General features: G+C 43.3%; 18 protein-coding genes, 1 tRNA gene, 1 other RNA gene and 1 pseudogene. 10 read left to right on the top strand and 11 right to left on the bottom strand.

Annotation, left to right across the window (positions count from 1 at the left end; genetic code table 11):
* Positions 1 to 14: 14 nt before the first annotated feature.
* A complete protein-coding gene (locus NPX99_RS05390) occupies positions 15 to 608 on the top strand; it encodes a hypothetical protein (RefSeq protein ID WP_269030864.1) in 594 nt (197 codons plus the stop codon).
* Here the strand turns inward: NPX99_RS05390 and NPX99_RS05385 are convergent.
* Both NPX99_RS05385 and NPX99_RS05380 read right to left on the bottom strand, forming a co-directional pair.
* The gene (locus NPX99_RS05385; RefSeq protein WP_269030863.1) at positions 530 to 2,800 is read right to left on the bottom strand and encodes a toprim domain-containing protein; all 2,271 of its coding nucleotides are present in this window, start codon (positions 2,798 to 2,800) and stop codon (positions 530 to 532) included. The genes NPX99_RS05390 and NPX99_RS05385 overlap by 79 nt on opposite strands.
* 93 nt (positions 2,801 to 2,893) lie before the next feature.
* Complete coding sequence (locus NPX99_RS05380) at positions 2,894 to 4,072, bottom strand: YdaU family protein (RefSeq protein WP_269030862.1); 1,179 nt, start codon at positions 4,070 to 4,072, stop codon at positions 2,894 to 2,896.
* A 514-nt stretch (positions 4,073 to 4,586) separates the two neighbouring features.
* On the opposite strand from NPX99_RS05380, the gene NPX99_RS05375 reads away from it, so the two are divergent.
* The 5 genes from NPX99_RS05375 (at position 4,587) to NPX99_RS05355 (ending at position 7,396) form a co-directional block, all read left to right on the top strand.
* Positions 4,587 to 4,892 carry an XRE family transcriptional regulator gene (locus NPX99_RS05375; RefSeq protein WP_269030861.1) on the top strand — a complete coding sequence of 102 codons (306 nt, stop codon included), beginning with the start codon at positions 4,587 to 4,589 and terminating at the stop codon, positions 4,890 to 4,892.
* A 322-nt stretch (positions 4,893 to 5,214) separates the two neighbouring features.
* Positions 5,215 to 5,607, top strand: coding sequence for a hypothetical protein (locus tag NPX99_RS05370; protein WP_269030860.1), 393 nt, complete (start codon positions 5,215 to 5,217; stop codon positions 5,605 to 5,607).
* 5 nt (positions 5,608 to 5,612) lie between these two features.
* The gene (locus tag NPX99_RS05365; protein ID WP_269030859.1) at positions 5,613 to 5,801 is read left to right on the top strand and encodes a hypothetical protein; all 189 of its coding nucleotides are present in this window, start codon (positions 5,613 to 5,615) and stop codon (positions 5,799 to 5,801) included.
* Positions 5,802 to 6,487: 686 nt separating this feature from the next.
* Positions 6,488 to 7,186, top strand: coding sequence for a lambda exonuclease family protein (locus NPX99_RS05360; RefSeq protein ID WP_269030858.1), 699 nt, complete (start codon positions 6,488 to 6,490; stop codon positions 7,184 to 7,186).
* A gap of 54 nt (positions 7,187 to 7,240) precedes the next feature.
* Positions 7,241 to 7,396: a hypothetical protein gene (locus tag NPX99_RS05355; RefSeq protein ID WP_269030857.1), complete on the top strand. Its 156-nt coding sequence runs from the start codon at positions 7,241 to 7,243 to the stop codon at positions 7,394 to 7,396.
* 48 nt (positions 7,397 to 7,444) lie between these two features.
* On the opposite strand, the gene NPX99_RS05350 is transcribed toward NPX99_RS05355, so the two are convergent.
* A tRNA-Thr gene (locus NPX99_RS05350) sits at positions 7,445 to 7,519 on the bottom strand.
* A 165-nt stretch (positions 7,520 to 7,684) separates the two neighbouring features.
* Here NPX99_RS05350 and NPX99_RS05345 point away from each other — a divergent pair.
* From NPX99_RS05345 to NPX99_RS05335, 3 genes and pseudogenes are all read left to right on the top strand, one after another.
* Positions 7,685 to 7,837: a hypothetical protein gene (locus NPX99_RS05345; protein ID WP_269030856.1), complete on the top strand. Its 153-nt coding sequence runs from the start codon at positions 7,685 to 7,687 to the stop codon at positions 7,835 to 7,837.
* A gap of 159 nt (positions 7,838 to 7,996) precedes the next feature.
* Positions 7,997 to 9,292, top strand: a complete 1,296-nt coding sequence (gene murA / locus NPX99_RS05340; protein WP_269030855.1) for a UDP-N-acetylglucosamine 1-carboxyvinyltransferase — start codon at positions 7,997 to 7,999, stop codon at positions 9,290 to 9,292.
* Positions 9,293 to 10,100: 808 nt separating this feature from the next.
* Positions 10,101 to 10,573, top strand: a pseudogene (locus NPX99_RS05335) (helix-turn-helix domain-containing protein).
* Between the two features lie 143 nt (positions 10,574 to 10,716).
* Here the strand turns inward: NPX99_RS05335 and NPX99_RS05330 are convergent.
* The 7 genes from NPX99_RS05330 to NPX99_RS05300 all read right to left on the bottom strand — a co-directional run bounded on the left by NPX99_RS05330 (position 10,717) and on the right by NPX99_RS05300 (position 17,279).
* Positions 10,717 to 10,947, bottom strand: coding sequence for a hypothetical protein (locus NPX99_RS05330; protein WP_269030854.1), 231 nt, complete (start codon positions 10,945 to 10,947; stop codon positions 10,717 to 10,719).
* A gap of 34 nt (positions 10,948 to 10,981) precedes the next feature.
* Positions 10,982 to 11,833: a TIGR00282 family metallophosphoesterase gene (locus NPX99_RS05325; protein WP_269030853.1), complete on the bottom strand. Its 852-nt coding sequence runs from the start codon at positions 11,831 to 11,833 to the stop codon at positions 10,982 to 10,984.
* Positions 11,834 to 11,836: 3 nt separating this feature from the next.
* The gene (locus NPX99_RS05320) at positions 11,837 to 12,433 is read right to left on the bottom strand and encodes a 5-formyltetrahydrofolate cyclo-ligase (RefSeq protein WP_269030852.1); all 597 of its coding nucleotides are present in this window, start codon (positions 12,431 to 12,433) and stop codon (positions 11,837 to 11,839) included.
* A 340-nt stretch (positions 12,434 to 12,773) separates the two neighbouring features.
* Positions 12,774 to 12,934: non-coding RNA, 6S RNA (ssrS, locus tag NPX99_RS05315), on the bottom strand.
* Between the two features lie 369 nt (positions 12,935 to 13,303).
* Positions 13,304 to 14,122 (bottom strand): tetratricopeptide repeat protein, encoded by an 819-nt coding sequence (locus tag NPX99_RS05310; protein WP_269030851.1) that lies wholly within the window; start codon positions 14,120 to 14,122, stop codon positions 13,304 to 13,306.
* A gap of 103 nt (positions 14,123 to 14,225) precedes the next feature.
* Positions 14,226 to 14,351 (bottom strand): type B 50S ribosomal protein L36, encoded by a 126-nt coding sequence (gene ykgO / locus NPX99_RS05305; protein ID WP_004863016.1) that lies wholly within the window; start codon positions 14,349 to 14,351, stop codon positions 14,226 to 14,228.
* 1,812 nt (positions 14,352 to 16,163) lie between these two features.
* A complete protein-coding gene (locus tag NPX99_RS05300) occupies positions 16,164 to 17,279 on the bottom strand; it encodes a 5-(carboxyamino)imidazole ribonucleotide synthase (protein WP_269030850.1) in 1,116 nt (371 codons plus the stop codon).
* Positions 17,280 to 17,283: 4 nt separating this feature from the next.
* On the opposite strand from NPX99_RS05300, the gene NPX99_RS05295 reads away from it, so the two are divergent.
* Entirely contained in the window at positions 17,284 to 18,054 is a 771-nt protein-coding gene (locus NPX99_RS05295; protein WP_269030849.1) for a hypothetical protein, read from the top strand.
* On the opposite strand, the gene purE is transcribed toward NPX99_RS05295, so the two are convergent.
* Entirely contained in the window at positions 17,992 to 18,489 is a 498-nt protein-coding gene (gene purE, locus NPX99_RS05290; RefSeq protein WP_269030848.1) for a 5-(carboxyamino)imidazole ribonucleotide mutase, read from the bottom strand. The genes NPX99_RS05295 and purE overlap by 63 nt on opposite strands.
* Positions 18,490 to 18,807 lie beyond the last annotated feature (318 nt).

The raw sequence follows: 18,807 nt of genomic DNA, 5'->3' as shown, positions 1-18,807 counted from the left end.
AAGGAGCAGGGCGTATGGCTGAGACGCGGGGCATATTTTTAAGAGCAGTGGTGTTTTGCGCCATTGTTGGTTTTTTCCTTGGGGTTTCTTATTTGGGAGCGAGAGGCGTGGTTGATAGGCAAGAGTTGTTCTTGCGGGTGCTCGTGTTTTCTTGCTTTCTTGGAACTGTTTTTGTTTTTGGCTGTGTGGGCGTAAAGAGCACGGCTGTGACGTGGGGATTATTTTTAAAAGCGCTGTTGTTTTGCCTTGTTGCTGGCGTTGCTCTTGTTTTTGCTGGTGTGGGGGCAAGGCGTTTGGGTGTTTCGTGGGCGATGTTTTTGATGGGGGTGAGTTTTCTTGCATTGCTAGAGCTGTTCTTGGTTTGGCTGACAAAGGGGTGGGGTAAGTGGCGGGGAGTGTTGTCTTGCTGCATTTTGGGAGTCGTTCTTGGTTTTGCGCATTTTGGTGCCAAACATATGGAAGCGAGCGGGATTTTGTTCTCCAATGAGTGGACGTTTTTATGTATGGTTGGATTGATCCCTGGTTTTGTTTATGAGGGCATAAGGTGTGTTCGTATTGTGTCTGTTTGGTTCTTGGAAAAAGGATTTTTTCTGGGGTCCTCAAGATAACGCCTTTGAGTGAGGAGCTGTTCCTGTGAACAGCGGTAGCGGTAGGTTTTTTGATCAAACCAAAGACCAATTTTGCCTTCAAAATCACCGGAACGTTGTTTGGCAATGTTCATAATAACGCCGGGGCGTTTTCCTAATTCTGCTTTTTCTTCTTGTCTGGGGGCGGCAAAAATTTTGTCTTCTAATGACCGATTACGCCAAACGGTGATGATGTTAAAGGCATTGGCACCAATTTCTGAAGCCCCTTTAATATCTTCAGTGCCGGGGATGTCTTTGTCTAATCCCCCTTTGCGTGCATGAGCAACAAGATGAATATGCACAGCATTTAAAATAGCCCAATCAACCATTTTATAAACCGCTTGTTCCTGTCCTGCATAGTCATCTGAACAAATGCCAAGCCGCATGAGGCTATCGATGATAAATTGATCGCAACCATAGCGCGCACGGCAATAGTCAAAAACATCTAGCAATCTGTCAACGCTGGATTTCCCAACATGTTCGTAAAGAATCAGTCCATCGTCTAAAAAATGCAAGATCCGTTCAATCATCTCTTTTGTTGGTTGTTCTATGCCGCCCGTTTGTTTTGTTAAACGGCGCAATGATTGTTCTCCTTTCATTTCTAGTGAGGCTAAGCAAAGACGACTGTTTTGAGAAATCCAATGAGGAATACAATCTGATAACAATTGGCTTTTTCCCGCACCACTTGCCCCGCTCCATAATGTTAATTCCGCTGGACGAAAATAGAGCTTGCCGTTGAGTTTAGGATAGGGAACTGTGTAGCCAAGATGTTGCTTGGGCGTTGGCCAAAAGAGCCCTATGATTTTGTCTTTATAATCTGAGGCGTGGTATAATCCTTCTGGTGCAAAGCTTTTTGCAGAGGAAAAGGCTGCTTTTATGGTGGCTGCATCAATACCAGCGGTTAAACAGTCATTGGCATCTTTACGGGGTAAGTGTACACGGTAACAGCGATGGCGACCAAGCCGGTTGGCAATTTCACGTGCCGCTTCTTCTCCTGGCTTGTCCATATCGGTGGCTAAAAAAATGGTTTCAAAAGATTCTAAATGATCAAATTCATTTTCAATCCAGTTGTGTTTGCCTCCACTCCCCCCTCCAAACGGTACGGAAACCGCCGGATATCCATAGGCTGCTAAAGAAAGTGCATCAATTTCTCCTTCAGTGATGACAATGGTGCGCTTTGTCGAAGAAAAAGCTTGGGTTAAGGGGATGTGGTTTGCAGCTGCGGGGTTGTGGCTTGTGGCTGTAGGGTTGTGGCTTGTGGCTGCGGGGTTGTGGTTTGCAGCTGCGGGGTTGTGGCTTGTGGCTGTAGGGTTGTGGCTTGTGGCTGTAGGGTTGTGGTTTGCAGCTGCGGGGTTGTGGTTTGTGGCTGCGGGGTTGTGGCTTGTGGCTGTAGGGTTGTGGCTTGTGGCTGTAGGGTTGTGGCTTGTGGCTGCGGGGTTGTGGTTTGCTGCTGTGGGGATGTGGCTTGTGGCTGTAGGGTTGTGGCTTGTGGCTGCGGGGTTGTGGCTTGTGGCTGTAGGGTTGTGGTTTGCTGCTGCGGGGTTGTGGCTTGTGGCTGCGGGGTTGTGGTTTGCTGCTGTGGGGATGTGGTCTGTGGAGAAGAGAGCTTGCCAGCCAAACAAAATCGGTTCACAGTGTGCTGTTGTTGGTTTTGGTTTTGCTCCCGCTTGTGCGAGCCGTTCTTTCACTAAAGCAAGCGTGCCATCGGGCTTATAAAAAGGGAAAATGATTTTTTCGCCTTCTTCTCCTATTCGGTAGCGTTTTAAAATTTCAAGAGGAATGCAGCGTTCTTTGGTGAGGTAAGTTTTCACTAAATTTTGTGGTATGCCCCCTGCGGGAACGGGTGGACGACGATAGGAACAACGCGGCACCATAAAGGGTTTGGGGCGTGTAAGATTGAGAAAAGTGCGGGCTTCTTCGAGGGCTTGAGAAAGATTAATTCCTTTGACTTCACACCAGAGGTCTAAAAGGTCACCCCCTCTGCCTTCAGCAAAATCATACCAAAGCCCCGCTTTTTCGCCGCTTAAACAGACCGATAAACTTTGACCCGCTTCACCGCGCGTGTTGCCTACAATCCAGTTGTTTCCCCGTCTTTGCCCTTTTGGTAAAAGCATTTGTGCGATTGTGCTTGGCTGTGAGATGAGGTGCTGTTTGATCTCAAAAATTGTACTCATGTTCATCCGTGTGGTCGTTGAGAAGATTGTGGGCGTCCTCGTTACTGCCGTGTGCTGTGCGGAGGGCGAGAGGAGCAGGAAAGCCTCTTCTGATTACTCCGTGTGGTAGTTGATAAGATTTGCATAAAGGGCATCATTGTCTCTGCTGTGTGCTGTGAAAACGGCATGACGACTAAAAATGGCAAGCCTCTCCTGTTGTTCTTTTATGCGTTCAATTTCTCGGCGGAACCAGTTACGCCATGTGGCTTGCCAATCGACTTTCAGTGCATCTTTGCCGCTTTTGGCATGCCAATAGTCACGGAATTTCTTTTCTTGCCAACGCGCTTGCTCTTCACTCAAACCTTCTGAAATTGCTGCGCTAATATCCGCTTGCCAATCGGTTGGAAGACGTTGCCCCTTGGGGGTTGCTTTTTTGAATGGGGCGGCTTTGGATATGTTCGTGCGGTTCTTGAATTCGTTGCTCGAATCGGATGTATTTTTTGTGGTTGTGTCCAAGCAGGGAAAACTTTCTGTCGTGATTTCTGCCGCTTCGTGAGAAAAAATCCCTTGCTCTTCTCTCCTTGCAAAGTTGGTGATATTCTTTGCCTTTCTATCAGAGCTTGATCCATGGGAAACCAATTCATCGAGAACTGTTTCATAGGAGCTTGAAGGGATAAGAGCTTGTGGGTGAGATCTATCCGGTGAAGATTTTCTTGAAGGCTTACAGGATGTGGGGGAAGAACGGAGACGGGTTACTGCTTGCTTCTCCTTTGCCTCCTCTTCTAACTCAATCAAAAAAGGATTTTTTTTTGAAACACCGTTAGGTGTTTCTTTTTCTTCTTCCTTCTGAGCTTGTGAGTTTTGTTCATCATCCGATGTAGGGGCGTTCAGCAGATGTTGAAGCTTTGCATTGATTTCTTTGCGTTTTTTTGCCGAAGAATGTCCTGCAAAGGATTTCTGTTCAAGCAATTTTGTCCGCTCTTGAAAGATGGTTTCACAACGCTTATTCCATAAGCCATTGGCTAAATTTAAAATTTTTCCCTCTTCTATCAGCATTTCTAAAACATTAACAAAAGTTCGCTTGTCACAACCGCAAAGACGCGCTAAACGTTCTACCGATAACTCTAGAGGACGGCCGCGGGCATACATTTCATTGAGGAGAATCGTATAAATCCCAATTTCATGGGCACGCATTCCACGTACTCCCCCTAGAAAATCATTCTGATACCAACAAACATAAGGAAGCCTAGACGATTCATAGTGAGGAGTTTCTTGGTGATTGGCGTGTTTCATACTTCAATTCACTTTCTTCTTTTAAACATTTCCATTGGCAATAAAATCAGGAATAGCGTTTTTGTGTATTCCGTGAAAGTTTTTATGCTTTGAGACAGAGTGTTGCGATTTTGTTGCGATTTTTTTGTTCATAATGACACTTGGGGGATGATTCTTTGGGCGTTGCTTTATGGAGTCTAATAAGTCATTGGCTAGGTGCAAATGCATGCAACTTTACAATTTGAGATTACGTAGATGACAAATAAAACATGGGAAAAAAATAAGATAAGACTTCTTAACGCATCGACTTTTTGGGCTTTTGGGGCATCGACTTTTTGGGCTTTTTGGGGATGGCGAGGACGCTTTTTTGCATCCTTTAGGGTGGTAAATTATTCTTTTGATCTAAAAATGAACTTTTATCCCCCCCTAAAAAATAAAATTTTCTTTCTTAATTTTATCCTTTTTAAAGGATAATGCAAGCTCGTTTTACAAAAAGGACGTGTTTTTTTAAAAAGACGCGCTATATGGTGAAACTATGAATATCGATGGTTGGCGTGAAAGGTTAAATGCTGCGCTTGAAAAAAGTGGCCGCTCAAAAAGATCTATTTCCCTCGCAGCCGGTAAAGGGGCAGGGTATCTCCATTCTATCCTCACTGAAGGAAAAGAACCTACAATCGAATCCCTCGCGCGCATTTGTCACGAAATTAATATCACTATGAATTATATCTTATATGGACAAGGGGCGAGTCCTGAAGATAAAGAATTTATCGAGCTTATTTCAAAGCTTTCTCCTGAAGAGAGGCAAGCTGTCTTGACTCTTTTGCGGAGACCAACTGCCTAAGCTGCAAAATAAGTTCTTTCTGTGCTTTTGAATCAAGATTATTCCAGTATTCTATCAATTTTAAATCACTCATTTTAGCTCTCCTGTCTGTTTGTGGTTGTAGTGGGTAAGAACAAATAGAGAACAATACAAGGACAGCGGGCAAAAAAGAGAACAAATTTCTATTCATATATGTCCTTTGAATGTCGTAAAGACTAAAAATATATCTTTTATTAAGGATAAAATAATTGACATATCTTCAATAGAGGATATAAGGGTAACGCTATATTCAGCCTTGTCAAGACAAAGCTGTGCTTTATCAACTATCGAAATGGGGGGAATTATGAAAAATATTCCATTCGTTAAAGAGGATGAAATTATCATCATTCTTTGTGAAGATGAAAAAAGTGATGCCTATGAGGGGCCTCTCGAGCAAATCGAAGAAGTCCTCGAGATTATTGAAGAGTATGAAACGGTTCAAAGACTCTTACGTCTTGATCTCACCACTCTGCATGCGGAGGATGTCACGGAACAACTCGCGGATGTTTATGTCGCAAATCATGATGAAATCGACGAAGAAAATACACACCTTCAGCCATTTATTCTCAATAGTGATGCTTACCATGTGTATTTAGAGGAAAAAGTCGCGCGGGATTATGAAGATAATCGTTATGGTTCTTACGAAAAACAGCACCGTTTGCGCCCATGTGATGTCTTGAATGATTATTGGTGGTGAAAAGCATGGGGGGATATCTCAGAACTTTTTATCAAGGAATTCCACTTTACTACGCTGGAAACACCAAAGACACAATCAGACTCGATCCACAAAAACACAATGCTGTCTTCTTCATATCGAAGCAGGCTGCGGAGTGTGTCGCGAAAAATTTGGCGGAACAATATTTCCGAAATGATTTTTCCATCGTGCAATAAGCACGACTCAATAATGTGCAATAAGCACGACTCAGTAATGTGCCATAGCACCGCTAAACATTGTGCTATGGCACGATAAGACATTGTGTTTCAGTATGTGTGAAGATTGTGCAACAGCATGATGGCAAAGAGACTTTGAACCAATAAATGTGGGGGAATGTAACCTGCTTTAAGGTTTTTAGGATGTTCATTTTAGGATGTGCATGGGCGCTGTAAGGCTTCCATGAGCGGTTTTCAAATTCAAATATGTAAAGCTTTTTAACTTCAACAGTTGTGTTTTCGCTGTTTTGAAAGGGCAAATGTTGGTTTGGAGAAAGAGAGGGGATTGGGAGGAGGAGATGTGTCTTGAGTTTTGCATTACAGAGGGAGGTTATGCGTGCGGGGTGGGGAAAGAGGGAAATTCAAGGTTTTTAGGATGTTCATTTTAGGATGTGCATGGGCGCTGTAAGGCTTCCATGAGCGGTTTTCAAATTCAAATATGTAAAGCTTTTTGACTTCAACAGTTGTGTTTTCGCTGTTTTGAAAGGGCAAATATTGGTTTGGAGAAAGAGAGGGGATTGGGAGGAGATTGTTATTTTATGATGTTTTAGGTGCGGAGCGCAAAAGGTGCACCTCAAAAAGAGTTGATGTTACAAAAAGAGAATGTTGTAAGCAAAAATGCAACAAAAATTGGGGGATAAAAGATTATGCCAATTATTGTCGATTGTATTCAGGGAACAGAGGAATGGCAGCAAGCGCGTAAAGGTTTGATCACTGCTTCTTTATTTGAAATGGTGATGGCACAAAAAAAACAGGGGCAAAAAACTGCAAAATATTATGCTGTGATGATGAAACTCGCTGGAGAAAGAATCACTGGAAAAATCGTCGATGAAGGGACAACGTTTGCTATGCGACGTGGAACAGAATTGGAACCAGGTGCACGCCAGCTTTATGGGACTCTCACGCACACGCAGCCTGAATGCATTGGGTTCGTTTTGGCGGATGATCGTATGAAAGGTTTTTCTCCTGATGCTTTTATTGGAAAAGATGGCGTGTTGGAAATTAAAACCAAAAAACCCGAAATTCTTATTCCGCATTTCATGCAAAAAGGTTTTCCCGAAGAGCATAAAGCACAATGTCAGGGGGGATTATGGATTGCACAACGTGAATGGATCGATTTGATGCTCTATTGGCCGGATATGCCGGTTCTGATTAAGCGTGCTTATCGTGATGAGGTTTATATTCGCAAGCTTGAAAGTGAAATGCGCCGTTTTAATGATGCCTTGGAGAGAATGGTCCAGCAAATGAAGTCTGTCGGTGTGAGAATGGAAAATATCGTAGAGGGGAGGACAGTGGGGGATAAGACAAAAGCAGACAAGAGAAGAATGCACAAACGGAGGGTTTGAGGCAAGTGGGGGGGGGGGGATGAGAATAGAGGCTTGCCTTGGAGGCGCGTATGGGTGGTGGGTTTGAGGCAAGTGGGGGGCAAGAATAGAGGCTTGCCTTGGAGGCGCGTATGGGTGGTGGGTTTGAGGCAAGTGGGGGGCAAGAATAGAGGCTTGCCTTGGAGGCGTGTATGGGTGGTGGGTTTGAGGGGGATGCCTGAGGGGCGTTGAAAGTGCTGGTGTGGTGGTAACAGAGATTGACAAAAATGCTGTGTTAAATGGTGCTGCGAGAGAGGATTGAACTCTCGACCTCTCCCTTACCAAGGGAGTGCTCTACCACTGAGCTACCGCAGCATTTTTCAATCTTTGCGCTGTCTTGTGCCATATTGTCATAAAATAGGCAAGAGAGCATTTGTGTCTTCTTGAAAGAAAACCCCTTTTGTGTCATGACAGAATGTTTCTTATAAAAAGCCCGTGAGTTGCTTTAGAAAAGCTCCATACTGCCTAAAAGGTCGCGCAATGACAGAAATGAAACAAAAACAAAAACAAAAGGAAATTCATCATCAAGACGAAAAAGCAAAACGCCGACAAGAAAGGTTGGCGCAGCAATTGCGGCAAAATCTGAAACGCCGAAAAGAGCAAAGTCGAAAAAGAGCGGAAATAGAGACTTAAAAAATGCCGTATAAGGCATTTTTGCAACTAAATCTCTCAATAATCGTTTTAATAGGAAGAATTCGTTTTAAAATCAACGAGTTTGTTCGAAAACTATAATAAATAACTTCTTAAGGGAGCAAAACCTTTGGAGGGGAAATCAAAGGGAAAGAAAGCACGATGGATTCTATTCAAATTGTTGGTGGGAAAAGACTTAATGGGACTATCCCAATCTCAGGAGCAAAAAATGCCGCATTGCCTCTCATGATTGCGTCACTCCTTACGGAAAAAACACTTACTTTGGAAAATATTCCTCATCTTGCTGATGTCGAATTGCTTATTCGACTTCTTAATAATCATGGTGTTGGATATGCTGTCGATGGGCAAGAAGTCAATAGCGATTATATGGATTCTAGAACAATTCATTTTACCGCTCAAAAAATAACCACCACACGTGCTCCATACGAATTGGTGAAAAAAATGCGCGCAAGCTTTTGGGTGATTGGACCCCTGCTTGCTCGATGTGGAGAGGCCTATGTCTCTTTGCCTGGTGGATGCGCTATCGGAACCAGACCCGTCGATTTTATCCTTGAGGGACTCAAAACTTTAGGAGCTCATATCACACTCGAAAATGGCTATGTCCATGCGAAAGCTCCGAGAGGGCTAAAAGGTGCGCACTATAGTTTTCCTAAAGTCACTGTTGGTGGGACACATGTCATGCTGATGGCAGCAACAATGGCAAAGGGAACAACCGTTCTTGAGAATGCCGCTTGTGAACCAGAAGTCGCAAATCTTATTCGAACCCTCAATGCCATGGGAGCAAAAATCGTTGGTGAAGGGACAACAACACTCACTATCGAGGGTGTGAAAAAACTTCATGGTGCACGAATCCATGTCATTGCTGATCGAATCGAGGCCGGAACCTACGCTATGGCCGTAGCTATGGTAGGAGGAGAGGCGTTGCTCAAAAATGCAAACCCTAACCATCTCACTCAAGTGCTTAAAGTGCTCCAGAAAACCGGACTCACTATCGAAATAAAACCGAAAGGAATTTACGTTAAACGAAATCCTCTCAAAACAAAAATCATGCCTGTCGATATCACAACAGGACCTTATCCCGCTTTCCCAACCGATCTCCAAGCACAATTCATGGCTTTGATGACACGGGCTCAGGGAATTGCACATGTCACTGAAACAATTTTCGAAAATCGTTTCATGCATGTTCAGGAACTCATTCGTTTGGGGGCTCAGATCAAGCTTGATGGACAAACCGCAACCGTTTACGGAACAGATCAATTGCAGGGGGCTCCTGTGATGGCAACGGATTTACGCGCTTCTGTCTCTCTTGTCATTGCCGCTCTGGCTGCAAAAGGTAAAACAATCGTCAACCGTGTGTATCATCTTGATCGCGGGTTTGAAAGGTTAGAAGAAAAATTAGCCCATTGCGGGGCGGACATTCAACGCATCACAACTTAATCCCTTTCGAAGAAACCCCGCTTCGCGGGGGAATGCTCTTCGAGGGTAATACTCTTCGAGGAACATTTTCTTTGGAAAAATTTCTTTCGAGGAATATTTTTCTACCCTTTGAAGAGGGCGTTTTAGAACTATCCTTTGAATTCTCGGTGGAGATGCTTGACGCTTAAAGAGCTAAGCTTTGTTCGTCTTTTCAAAAAAGGTGGGGTGGTGCTTTTGCAGAGCGGGCGTAAGAGCTTGAGAAGCAGATTTCTTTCATAAAAAAATAAACAAAGACTCTTTTTATTGCCAATTTTTCAAAATTTCCTTATGAATAAACCTTGTGAGTTTGGTCGTCTACGTAAGCGATTAAGAGGGGGAACTACAGCTTTCAATTTTCACATGAGAATGCGCTTATTCTGTAAATTTTCCTCAGATAACTCTTCCTCAGATTCCGGGAGTTTTTGCTATGTCCAGGTGTGATAAACACTAAAAGCAAAAAGCTGATTCGAGGTCAGTGCTTTTAACTCCCGGAATACCAATGCGAGGGCGCTCGCAACCGGTGGGGGGACTGACCAGTGAAATCCATTAAATCGCATGCCAATGATATTTCTATCGGTAGAAAAATTCGCTTCAGAAGAGAAGTATGGGAAATGTCTTAAATATTTCATTTTTATTGCCAATCTTTTGAAATTGCCTTATGAATAAACCTTGTGAGTTTGGTCGTCTACGCAACGATCAATAGGGGATTAAAAGCCCGAAAGTCCGAGCATGAAAATGTGCCTACTCTGTAGGTGTCCCGGGATTCCGGGAGTTTTTGCTATGTCCAGGTGTGATAAACACTAAAAGCAAAAAGCTGACTCGGATTCAGTACTTTTAACTCCCGGAATACCAATGCGAGGGCGCTCGCAACCGGTGGGGGGAGTTAACCAGTGAAATCCATTAAATCGCATGCCAATGATATTTCTATCGGTAGAAAAATTCGCTTCAGAAGAGAAATGTTGGGAATGTCTCAAAAACAATTAGGACATCAGTTAGGGATAACCTTCCAGCAAATCCAAAAATATGAAAAAGGACTAAATCGTATAGGTGCTGGACGCTTGCAAGAAGTTGCCGATATCCTCGATGTCTCCATTCTCTTTTTTTATACCGATATCTCAACAAAAGAAAATGCCTCATATTATGGTGATGAAACAATCTCTAGCAAAAAGGAATATCTGCTCCTGAAAAATTTTTAGAGAGCTCAAACCTCAAAAACAAAAGGCAATTTTGTGGCTCATTTCTCAGGACACTAAAAAATTTTAAAAATTCTCTTGCACAATCGTAAATTTTCATATATACGGACGCTTAGGGAAGGGGTTGTTATGTTTCCCCGCAGAAATATCCTAATATAGCCTCCTTCTCTCCATTTTAAAAATCCCCCATTTTAAAAATCATAGAAAATTTTATCATTCACGAGAATTCCACAAAACATTGTCTTGTTTTGCAAGTGAGGCTGTTTTTTGTTGCCGGCGGTGATTTGCTGCCGGGTGATTTGCTGCCGGGTGATTTGCTGTTGGTGCCAATCTTGTTACCACTTTGTGCGCATTCGTTTCATTGGTGTGAGGCAAATGTTCGGGTAAGGAAAGCTTCTTGGCGTGGTTTGAAAATTGGCGCGGTTTGAAAAAGCCGCTTTTCAAAAGCAGCGCCTCATCAACAAGTCTACAAAAGATGTTACCAAAAATCTGGACTCTCTGGCTTTAAATGAGGACCAATCCGTACAGCCGAAACCTTGTCCGCTAATCCTGTGCGGTCTGAAATTTCAACCGCTAAACCACAAAGTGTCGCTGGTCCTTTGGCTGGTTCATAACGCCCTTGCTTCTTCTTATAAAGAAAACGATGCAAAGGCTCTTCTTTATCCATGCCAAGGGACGAATTATAATCTCCACACATCCCTGCATCCGTTAAATACGCACTGCCGCCTTCTAAAATTTGCGCATCAGCTGTGGGAATATGCGTATGCGTTCCAACAATAACACTGACACGACCATCAAGAAAATGTGCAAGACATTGTTTCTCGCTCGTCGTTTCCGCGTGAAAGTCAAAAATAATCGCATCCGCTTGCTCCATCAAAGAGCACGCACAGACAATCTTTTCAGCCATTTCAAAGGGATCTGTTACCTTGCACGGCATAAAAGCATTCCCTAAAAGATTCGCAACAAGCACACGTGCACCATTCTTGGCTGTAAAAATACCAGAACCCTTGCCGGGAGTCCCCTTCGTAAAATTGCTTGGCGCAAAATTAGCAGGACGTAAAAAACGATCACTCTCATGCGCATAATGTAATGTTTCTTTACACGAAAAAGCGTGATTGCCCGTCGTTACAACGTCAACTCCTGCCATTAAGAGATCTTGATAAGTCTCTTGCGTGATGCCAAAACCGTGAGAAGCATTTTCAGCATTTACCACGACAAAATCAAGTTGCCATTTCTTTATCAGTTGCGGAAGCTGTTCAAAAACAGCATTACAACCTGTCATTCCAACAATGTCACCTAAAAATAAAAAACGCATAGGCGTTTTAATCATACTTTAACGCTTTAAGAAACCCTTTTCTGTAAAAATTCCTTGCATAACAAGATCATGTTTTGCATGAGGAATGGATTCAACTTCTTGACACGAAAAACCCACACCTAATAAGGTGATCTTATGTCCTTGTTTTTCAAGAGCTTCAACCGCACGATCATAATATCCACCTCCATAACCAAGACGATGACAGTGTGTGTCAAACGCGGAAAGTGGAACAAGAATAATATTGGGTACAACAACGGCATTATCTGCACGAGGACCAAAGGTGCCAAAGCGCATCGGCTCTAACACTGTGCTTTGTGAAAAGGCACGAAAAACCATGGTGGTGGAATCAAGCACAACCGGTAAGGCTAAACGTCCACCGCGTAAGGCTATGGCATCCAATAAAGGACGAGGATCAATTTCCGATTTAATTGGCCAATAGCCCGCGAGAATCATACGCGAAAAATCTTCCCCCTTTGCTTCAAGATATTGAATCGCGTGTGAACAAGCGTGCTGTGAAAAAACAGCGCGCGTCTGTTCGGTAAGGGCATCACGATTCGATAAGCCAATTTTACGGAGTTGTGCGCGATCCGGTGAAGCAAGGTTTTTGGTGCCCATTGTCTTCTCAATCCTATCGTTCATTCATCATTGGATGTGTTACTGAAGAGTGTCTCTTGTTACAAATGTGAACAGGTATGCTACAAACAGATAGTGCGCTCTTATGACAAAAAAGTAGTATCTTGCTATAAGCCAATTTTGCGCAGCTGTGCACGAGCCCGTGAAGGAGATGGTCTTTTGTCCATTTCTGTTTCGCAAATCCCTCATTTCCCCCTCGTATCGTGTGTTGTTGCAACAAAATAAAGGTCCCCTCAATTTTTAAAGTTTCTCATAAATCTCTTGAAAAATATCATTTCTTGAAAAATATTCGTGCAATTTGCTTCATGACACCGCAAAACAAAGGTGATCCACAACAGCCGATGGAAAAAGTTGACCCCGGGAACCTAAATTAATAGGTGGGCGCCATATGAAAAAGCCCACGGGCCTTATCAGGGACAGCTCCCTTGGAGATCACTAAGGTCTCAGGAATACGTTATTTCCTGTCGAGAAGCGCAGAACACCCTCCCTCACTATAAAGCAGTTTGTGATTTTCAGCTAGAGATAAAATGGAAACTCTCATTTTTATCTTATTTTTTGAGGAATGATCTTTGCTGTAATCTCTCTACGGGTATTTCTCAATTTTTAAAGAGTGTTTGGCGCGCATAGCTTGCATGTGAGAGCATGATTGGTAAGTTTAACGCGGTGCTCTGTGAAGTTATACACATTGTCCTTGGGCTTTGCCATGGGTGGGGGAAAATGCAAGGGCATTTCAATATTTTAAGAGCAAGTTGTGGCGGTTTGGTTGCTTCCATGCTCACGCCAAGTGCAAAAAAGGCAACATCATTGCGGGGCTCAAGCGTGAGAGCATGGTGAAGGTCGATCATGGCAAGTTTAAAGGGCTTGTGGCGACTGTTTCTCTAAAAGATCTTCAAGACGCTTTTGAAGCTTTTGCATTTGTGGATAATATTCAAGCGCTTGTTGATACGCTTTAAGAGCAAGCTGTGGACGTTGTGTCGCTTCCATGGTTATCCCAAGTTCAAAAAAGGCAAGATAATTGCGGGGCTCAAGCGTGAGAGCATGGTGAAGGTCGAACATGGCAAGTTTAAAATCACTCAGTTGAATGTGTATCCATGCACGTCTTACCCAAGCTTCTGCATAATGAGGTTCAAGTGCAAGAGCATTATCAATGTAATCAAGGGCAAGACCATAATTGTCCGTATTGATGGCATTTTCAGCCCATGACATCAAAAGATCAATCGTCTCACTGCCCGATTGTGTCCATAAATGTTGAAGTTGTTGGCTTATCTTTTTTGCTTCATGAACATTCGCACAAAATTTCAATTCTTTCAATAAACGTAAAATTTCTGCCTCTTTGCGCTGCTTCGCTCTGTCGCTCTGGGAAGAGGCGTTTAAATCAGAATCTTCTAAAATCGTTGCTGACGAATCAGAATTTACAGGGGCCGATGGAGGTTGGCTGGGGATCAATTCATCGAGCGGCAAAAGCAATTGTGGAGAGAGACGATCTTCAGGAAGAGAAGGAGGGCTTTGCCCATATCCAACAGAAATAAAACAAAAACTGTTGAAAAAAGAGAACAGAAAACACGCAAAAGAAAACAAAAAACAACGCTGGAAAAAACAAAAGCTCCGCAATTGCAGAGCTTTAAAAAAAATACCACACACAGAGAAAGTTGCTCTAAAAATACCAAACATTGGATTTTTAATCCAAAAATAAATGCTCAAAAAAAGCTTTCTGAGACAAGAAACCTTTATGCCTGCAAAACAGCAGGCACAAAAATCCCTAAACCGAAAATCTTTAACCTTGACGCGCTCTAAAACGAGGGTTCGTCTTATTGAGAATATAAACACGACCTTTACGACGCACCAAACGATTGTTACGGTGACGCTCTTTCAATGCTTTAAGCGAATTCTTAATTTTCATTATACTCACCGTCTCTCTCTCTACACATAAATGTCATCAACATATAAACGCCATAACATAAAAATCACTGTTCTAACACTTTATAACATTTTATTTGGCAATGCTTTATTGAGAAAGCTCTCCCAAATAATCGCCAACACAAAACCACCCTATTGTCATCCCATGTGACATCACCTTCTTGGCAATATAACACCAGCCTTTTGGCAATACGATGTCAGCTTCTCAGCTATGTTAGATTCTTGTGATTGCACTATAATGATTACACTATAACATTCTTCACTTTTCTACTGTAACACCAAAAGAAAAACGCACCTCTAAAAACACGTTTTCACACACTTTATGTACACAACAAATAAGTGAAAATTGCAAAAAAATCTACGGCGCTTCTAACAAAAACGCTTCTCCTTGTCAAGTATGTATTGCTCTTATGTATTGCTCTGGCACGTTAAACGAAAGGGAAAATGAGAAGAACAAATACGATAAAGATTCTCTAGTTATACATTTTACACTCTATAGGTTTGATTGCTGCTGGAACGACGACACTTAAGTGGCTAAGTGGGGTGGTGAATAAGTGAGGAGGTAGATAAGTGGGAAGGTGGATAAGTGGGGTGGTGGATAAGTGAGGAGGTAGATAAGTGGGAAGGTGGATAAGTGGGGTGGTGGCTAAGTAGAGTGGTGGGCAAGTAGAGTGGTGTATAAGTAGGATGGGGGTAGGTGGGTGAAAAAATGTCTATGCATTTTGGGGGCGCTGCTCATGTGGGGGACCTAGATGCATGGAATGTCGCTTGCCTGAGAGCAATTGAGACTAAGGGCTGCCTTTCCGTTTGCTTTAGAAAATGCGTGACAGACCAAGTTGTGTCGCTGTTCAGTGATCAAAAGCCTCATTTTTGCTCTGATAGTTTTGTATAATTCTTTGCTAAAGGGCGAGGCATCATTTCAAAGTGGTTTTTTCCTGGTTTGGCATTTCTTTGAGAATCGATAAACCAGACATGGTGTTGCTCTGAGAGAGTGATATGTTTGTTGTCTTGCGGGATGGTTAGAAATTTTGAAAATATCTTTTGGAATGGTTGTAGGTGTTTTGGGAAATCATTGGTAGCGGATATAAATTATCTGTTGATGCGGATCTTGCGAATCTATCAAGAATGCCTCTGCGCTTTTTAACATGGGTGCTTTGCGTTCTTTTTTCTTAACGCCTTGTAGAAGATTTCCAGTTCATAATAAACATGAGAAGTAGAGTGTCAGACTTGATGTATTGTTGCTCTTTCGAGTGTTTTTTCATTAAATGATGCTCGTGAAGGCAATGATATTCGCTCTCATGTTATGTTTTTGAAATTATGTGGGAAACATATGACAAATCCATGATGTTTTTAACTTTGTGATGTTAAAATCTAAGAGGCTTTGGCCGAGGATTTGATTCTAGAAAAGGCTTTGTTAAAACTGTGTAAAGTGTGGCATTAATATCGTTTTTTGGAAGAAGACAAAGCGTTTGAGAGACGGAGCGCCTCTCTCTTTGCATGAGATGATTAAAAATTATGCTCTAGGGATAATGGTGAGATCATGAGAAAGTGTGCTAGAAGCAATATAGGAGGCATTCACCGCAATTGGCATGGGAGGGCATGAGCATGAGAGATATCTTAAAGGAATGAAAAAGAGGGGAGCGCTGTTTTACCTGTAAGAGACCAAGAGTTGTTGTGAAAAGAAAATATTTGTGCATTTTTATCGCTTAAGCTTAAGACAGCGATAGAGCTCTGGTCCTTTAAGAAGAAAAGACTTCTGTATAAAAGCCTTTTAGTGCGACACTCTTGTCATGTATCATGTATCATGTATCATGATCGGGTTGTTGGTTTCACAAGATTTGCTGGCTGGTCCCGTTAGTTGAATAATATGCCCCATTTTCCGAAGCGGTTGAACAGAGCTTTTGCCATATAAATGCAGTGATGTGTGTTCTTGCTTAAGAAAATATTTGATCTCATGCAGATTGTTGCCAAGAAGATTCGTCATTTGACAATCACTATGACGGTAAGTGCTGCCTAGCGGAAGTCCACAAATAGCACGGATATGCTGTTCAAATTGTGATGTTACGCACGCTTTTTGTGTCCAATGACCAGAGTTATGAACACGAGGCGCCAATTCATTCACTAACAGACCCCCATCTATCAGGACAAAAAACTCAATACAAAGAACACCTACATAATCCAACGCATCCATCACTGTAACACTTATTTCTTGCGCAGCATTTTGTACGTTAAGCGGAATCCGCGGTGGAACAAAGGATTTATGAAGGATGCCATTTTTGTGCTGATTTTCAGGACAATCATAAAAAATATGCTCTCCCTGTTTTGTGCGTGCTGAGATGACCGAAATTTCCGATAAAAAAGGAACAATTTCTTCTAAAATCGAGGGATGTTCTTTAAAAGCCTTGAAGCTCTTATCAAGGATTTTTTCATCTGGATGGTTCAGCATTATCTGGTTTTTCCCATCATAGCCAAAACGGCGCGTCTTCAAAAGACCTCGACCCTTTAATGCAGAAAGCCCTGATTGCAGAGAAGCGAAGTCATCTACAGCATACCACGATGCTGTGCGGATGTTTTGCTCATGTAAAAATTGCTTCTCAAAAAGCCGATCTTGCGTAATCTCCAACGCCTTGGAAGAGGGATAAACATTTTTGGCGCTCTCTACGTGCTGAATCGTTTGCAGCGAAAGATTTTCAAACTCATAGGTCACAACATCACACAGAGAAATAAAATGATCTAATGCCGAACTATCATCATAGGGTGCAACAATATGCTCATTGGCTGTTTGTGCTGCTGGGCAATCCGTTTCAGGACAAAAAACAACCGTTCGAAATCCTAATTCTGCTGCTGCTATGGCTAACATGCGGGCTAACTGTCCTCCACCTATAATGCCAATGACGCTTTTCGGAGGCAATGGAGTGAATGAAGAGGATATGTCGGAGCTAGATGTGCCGGATGCGGCGGATGTGTTGGCTGTGGTGGATGTGCCGGATGCGTTGGGTGTGGTGGATGCGCCGGATGCGTTGGGTGTGGTGGATGTGGTAGATGCGGTGGATGTGGTAGATGCGTTGGGTGTGGTGGATGTGTTGGGTGTGGTGGATGCGGCGGATGCGTTGGGTGTGGTGGATGTGGTGGATGCGGCGGATGTGGTGGATGCGGCGGATGTGGCGGATGCGGTGGATGTGGTAGATGCGTTGGGTGTGTTGGATGTGCCGGATGTGGTGGATGCGGCGGATGTGGTGGATGCGGCGGATGTGGTGGATGCGGCGGATGTGGCGGATGCGGTGGATGTGGTAGATGCGTTGGGTGTGGTGGATGTGTTGGGTGTGGTGGATGTGTTGGGTGTGGTGGATGTGTTGGGTATGGTGGATGCGGCGGATGCGTTGGGTGTGGTGGATGCGGCGGATGCGTTGGGTGTGGTGGATGTGTTGGGTGTGGTAGATGCGTTGGGTGTGGTGGATGTGTTGGGTATGGTGGATGCGGCGGGTGTGCTGGATGTGGTAGATGCGTTGGGTATGGTGGATGCGGCGGGTGTGTTGGGTGTGTTGGGTGTGGTAGATGCGTTGGGTGTGGTGGATGTGCTGGATGCGCTAGGTGTTTCGGGTGTACGAGAAGATTTTGTCATTTTAAACCTCAGTGACCGGAGTTTGCGCAACATTGGCTGTTTGTTGTTGACGCCAATCTTCTAACCGTTGTGCTAGTTTATCATCGTAAACGGCCATCACTGCTGCTGCTAAAAGCGCTGCATTAATCGCGCCGGCTTTGCCAATCGCTAATGTGCCAACGGGGATGCCGGCGGGCATTTGCACAATCGAAAGCAAGGAATCTTGACCCGATAAAGCCTGTGAATGCACAGGGACACCAAAAACGGGAAGAGGTGTGAGGGCTGCTAACATACCAGGAAGATGTGCTGCACCGCCCGCGCCGGCAATCAAAATTTTAAAACCTGCTGCTTTAGCCCCTTTCGCAAATTCATAAAGCCGTTCAGGGGTTCGGTGGGCTGAGATAATCTGCGAAATGTGAGAAATCCCAAGACAGCTTAATATATCTGCGCTATGACGCATCGTTTGCCAATCCGATTGGCTGCCCATTAAAATCGCTACATCACATGATTTTTTCGTCATTCTCAATCTCTATCTTAGGTATTTACTGCGATTCTTACTCTCTTTTTTAAAAGTTTTATATTTTCTTTGCAAAGTCAATTCATGATACAACAACAGTTTTTTTAAGTGTGCTACAGGTTTCGTAAATAGAATGTTTCCAGAAGTTTGGTGGAAGAATGATGGATTGTTTTTTCTTCTTAACAATATTCTTTTGCAGAAAATCTTTTCTTACAAAAACATCTTTATAAAACAATGGAGTCTGCGTGATAAAACAATGGAGTCTGCGTGCAGAAATCTCAAAAAAATTCAATCGGGTTTGTTTCTTCTAGGAATATCATA

Origin of the sequence: Bartonella sp. 220B, assembly GCF_026930205.1 — a bacterium.
Lineage (GTDB): Bacteria > Pseudomonadota > Alphaproteobacteria > Rhizobiales > Rhizobiaceae > Bartonella.
The sequence above is the reverse complement of the archived record's forward strand: the minus strand, read 5'-3'. Positions and strand labels throughout refer to the sequence as shown.

Excerpts from the sequence above, each read along its gene's own strand:
- murA (WP_269030855.1), top strand. The coding sequence starts at position 7,997 with ATGGATTCTATTCAAATTGTTGGTGGGAAAAGACTTAATGGGACTATC.
- ykgO (WP_004863016.1), bottom strand. The coding sequence starts at position 14,351 with ATGAAAATTAAGAATTCGCTTAAAGCATTGAAAGAGCGTCACCGTAAC.
- NPX99_RS05385 (WP_269030863.1), bottom strand. The coding sequence starts at position 2,800 with ATGAGTACAATTTTTGAGATCAAACAGCACCTCATCTCACAGCCAAGC.
- NPX99_RS05370 (WP_269030860.1), top strand. The coding sequence starts at position 5,215 with ATGAAAAATATTCCATTCGTTAAAGAGGATGAAATTATCATCATTCTT.
- NPX99_RS05360 (WP_269030858.1), top strand. The coding sequence starts at position 6,488 with ATGCCAATTATTGTCGATTGTATTCAGGGAACAGAGGAATGGCAGCAA.
- NPX99_RS05390 (WP_269030864.1), top strand. The coding sequence starts at position 15 with ATGGCTGAGACGCGGGGCATATTTTTAAGAGCAGTGGTGTTTTGCGCC.
- NPX99_RS05345 (WP_269030856.1), top strand. The coding sequence starts at position 7,685 with ATGACAGAAATGAAACAAAAACAAAAACAAAAGGAAATTCATCATCAA.
- NPX99_RS05375 (WP_269030861.1), top strand. The coding sequence starts at position 4,587 with ATGAATATCGATGGTTGGCGTGAAAGGTTAAATGCTGCGCTTGAAAAA.
- purE (WP_269030848.1), bottom strand. The coding sequence starts at position 18,489 with ATGACGAAAAAATCATGTGATGTAGCGATTTTAATGGGCAGCCAATCG.
- NPX99_RS05365 (WP_269030859.1), top strand. The coding sequence starts at position 5,613 with ATGGGGGGATATCTCAGAACTTTTTATCAAGGAATTCCACTTTACTAC.
- NPX99_RS05380 (WP_269030862.1), bottom strand. The coding sequence starts at position 4,072 with ATGAAACACGCCAATCACCAAGAAACTCCTCACTATGAATCGTCTAGG.
- NPX99_RS05320 (WP_269030852.1), bottom strand. The coding sequence starts at position 12,433 with ATGGGCACCAAAAACCTTGCTTCACCGGATCGCGCACAACTCCGTAAA.
- NPX99_RS05325 (WP_269030853.1), bottom strand. The coding sequence starts at position 11,833 with ATGATTAAAACGCCTATGCGTTTTTTATTTTTAGGTGACATTGTTGGA.
- NPX99_RS05310 (WP_269030851.1), bottom strand. The coding sequence starts at position 14,122 with ATGTTTGGTATTTTTAGAGCAACTTTCTCTGTGTGTGGTATTTTTTTT.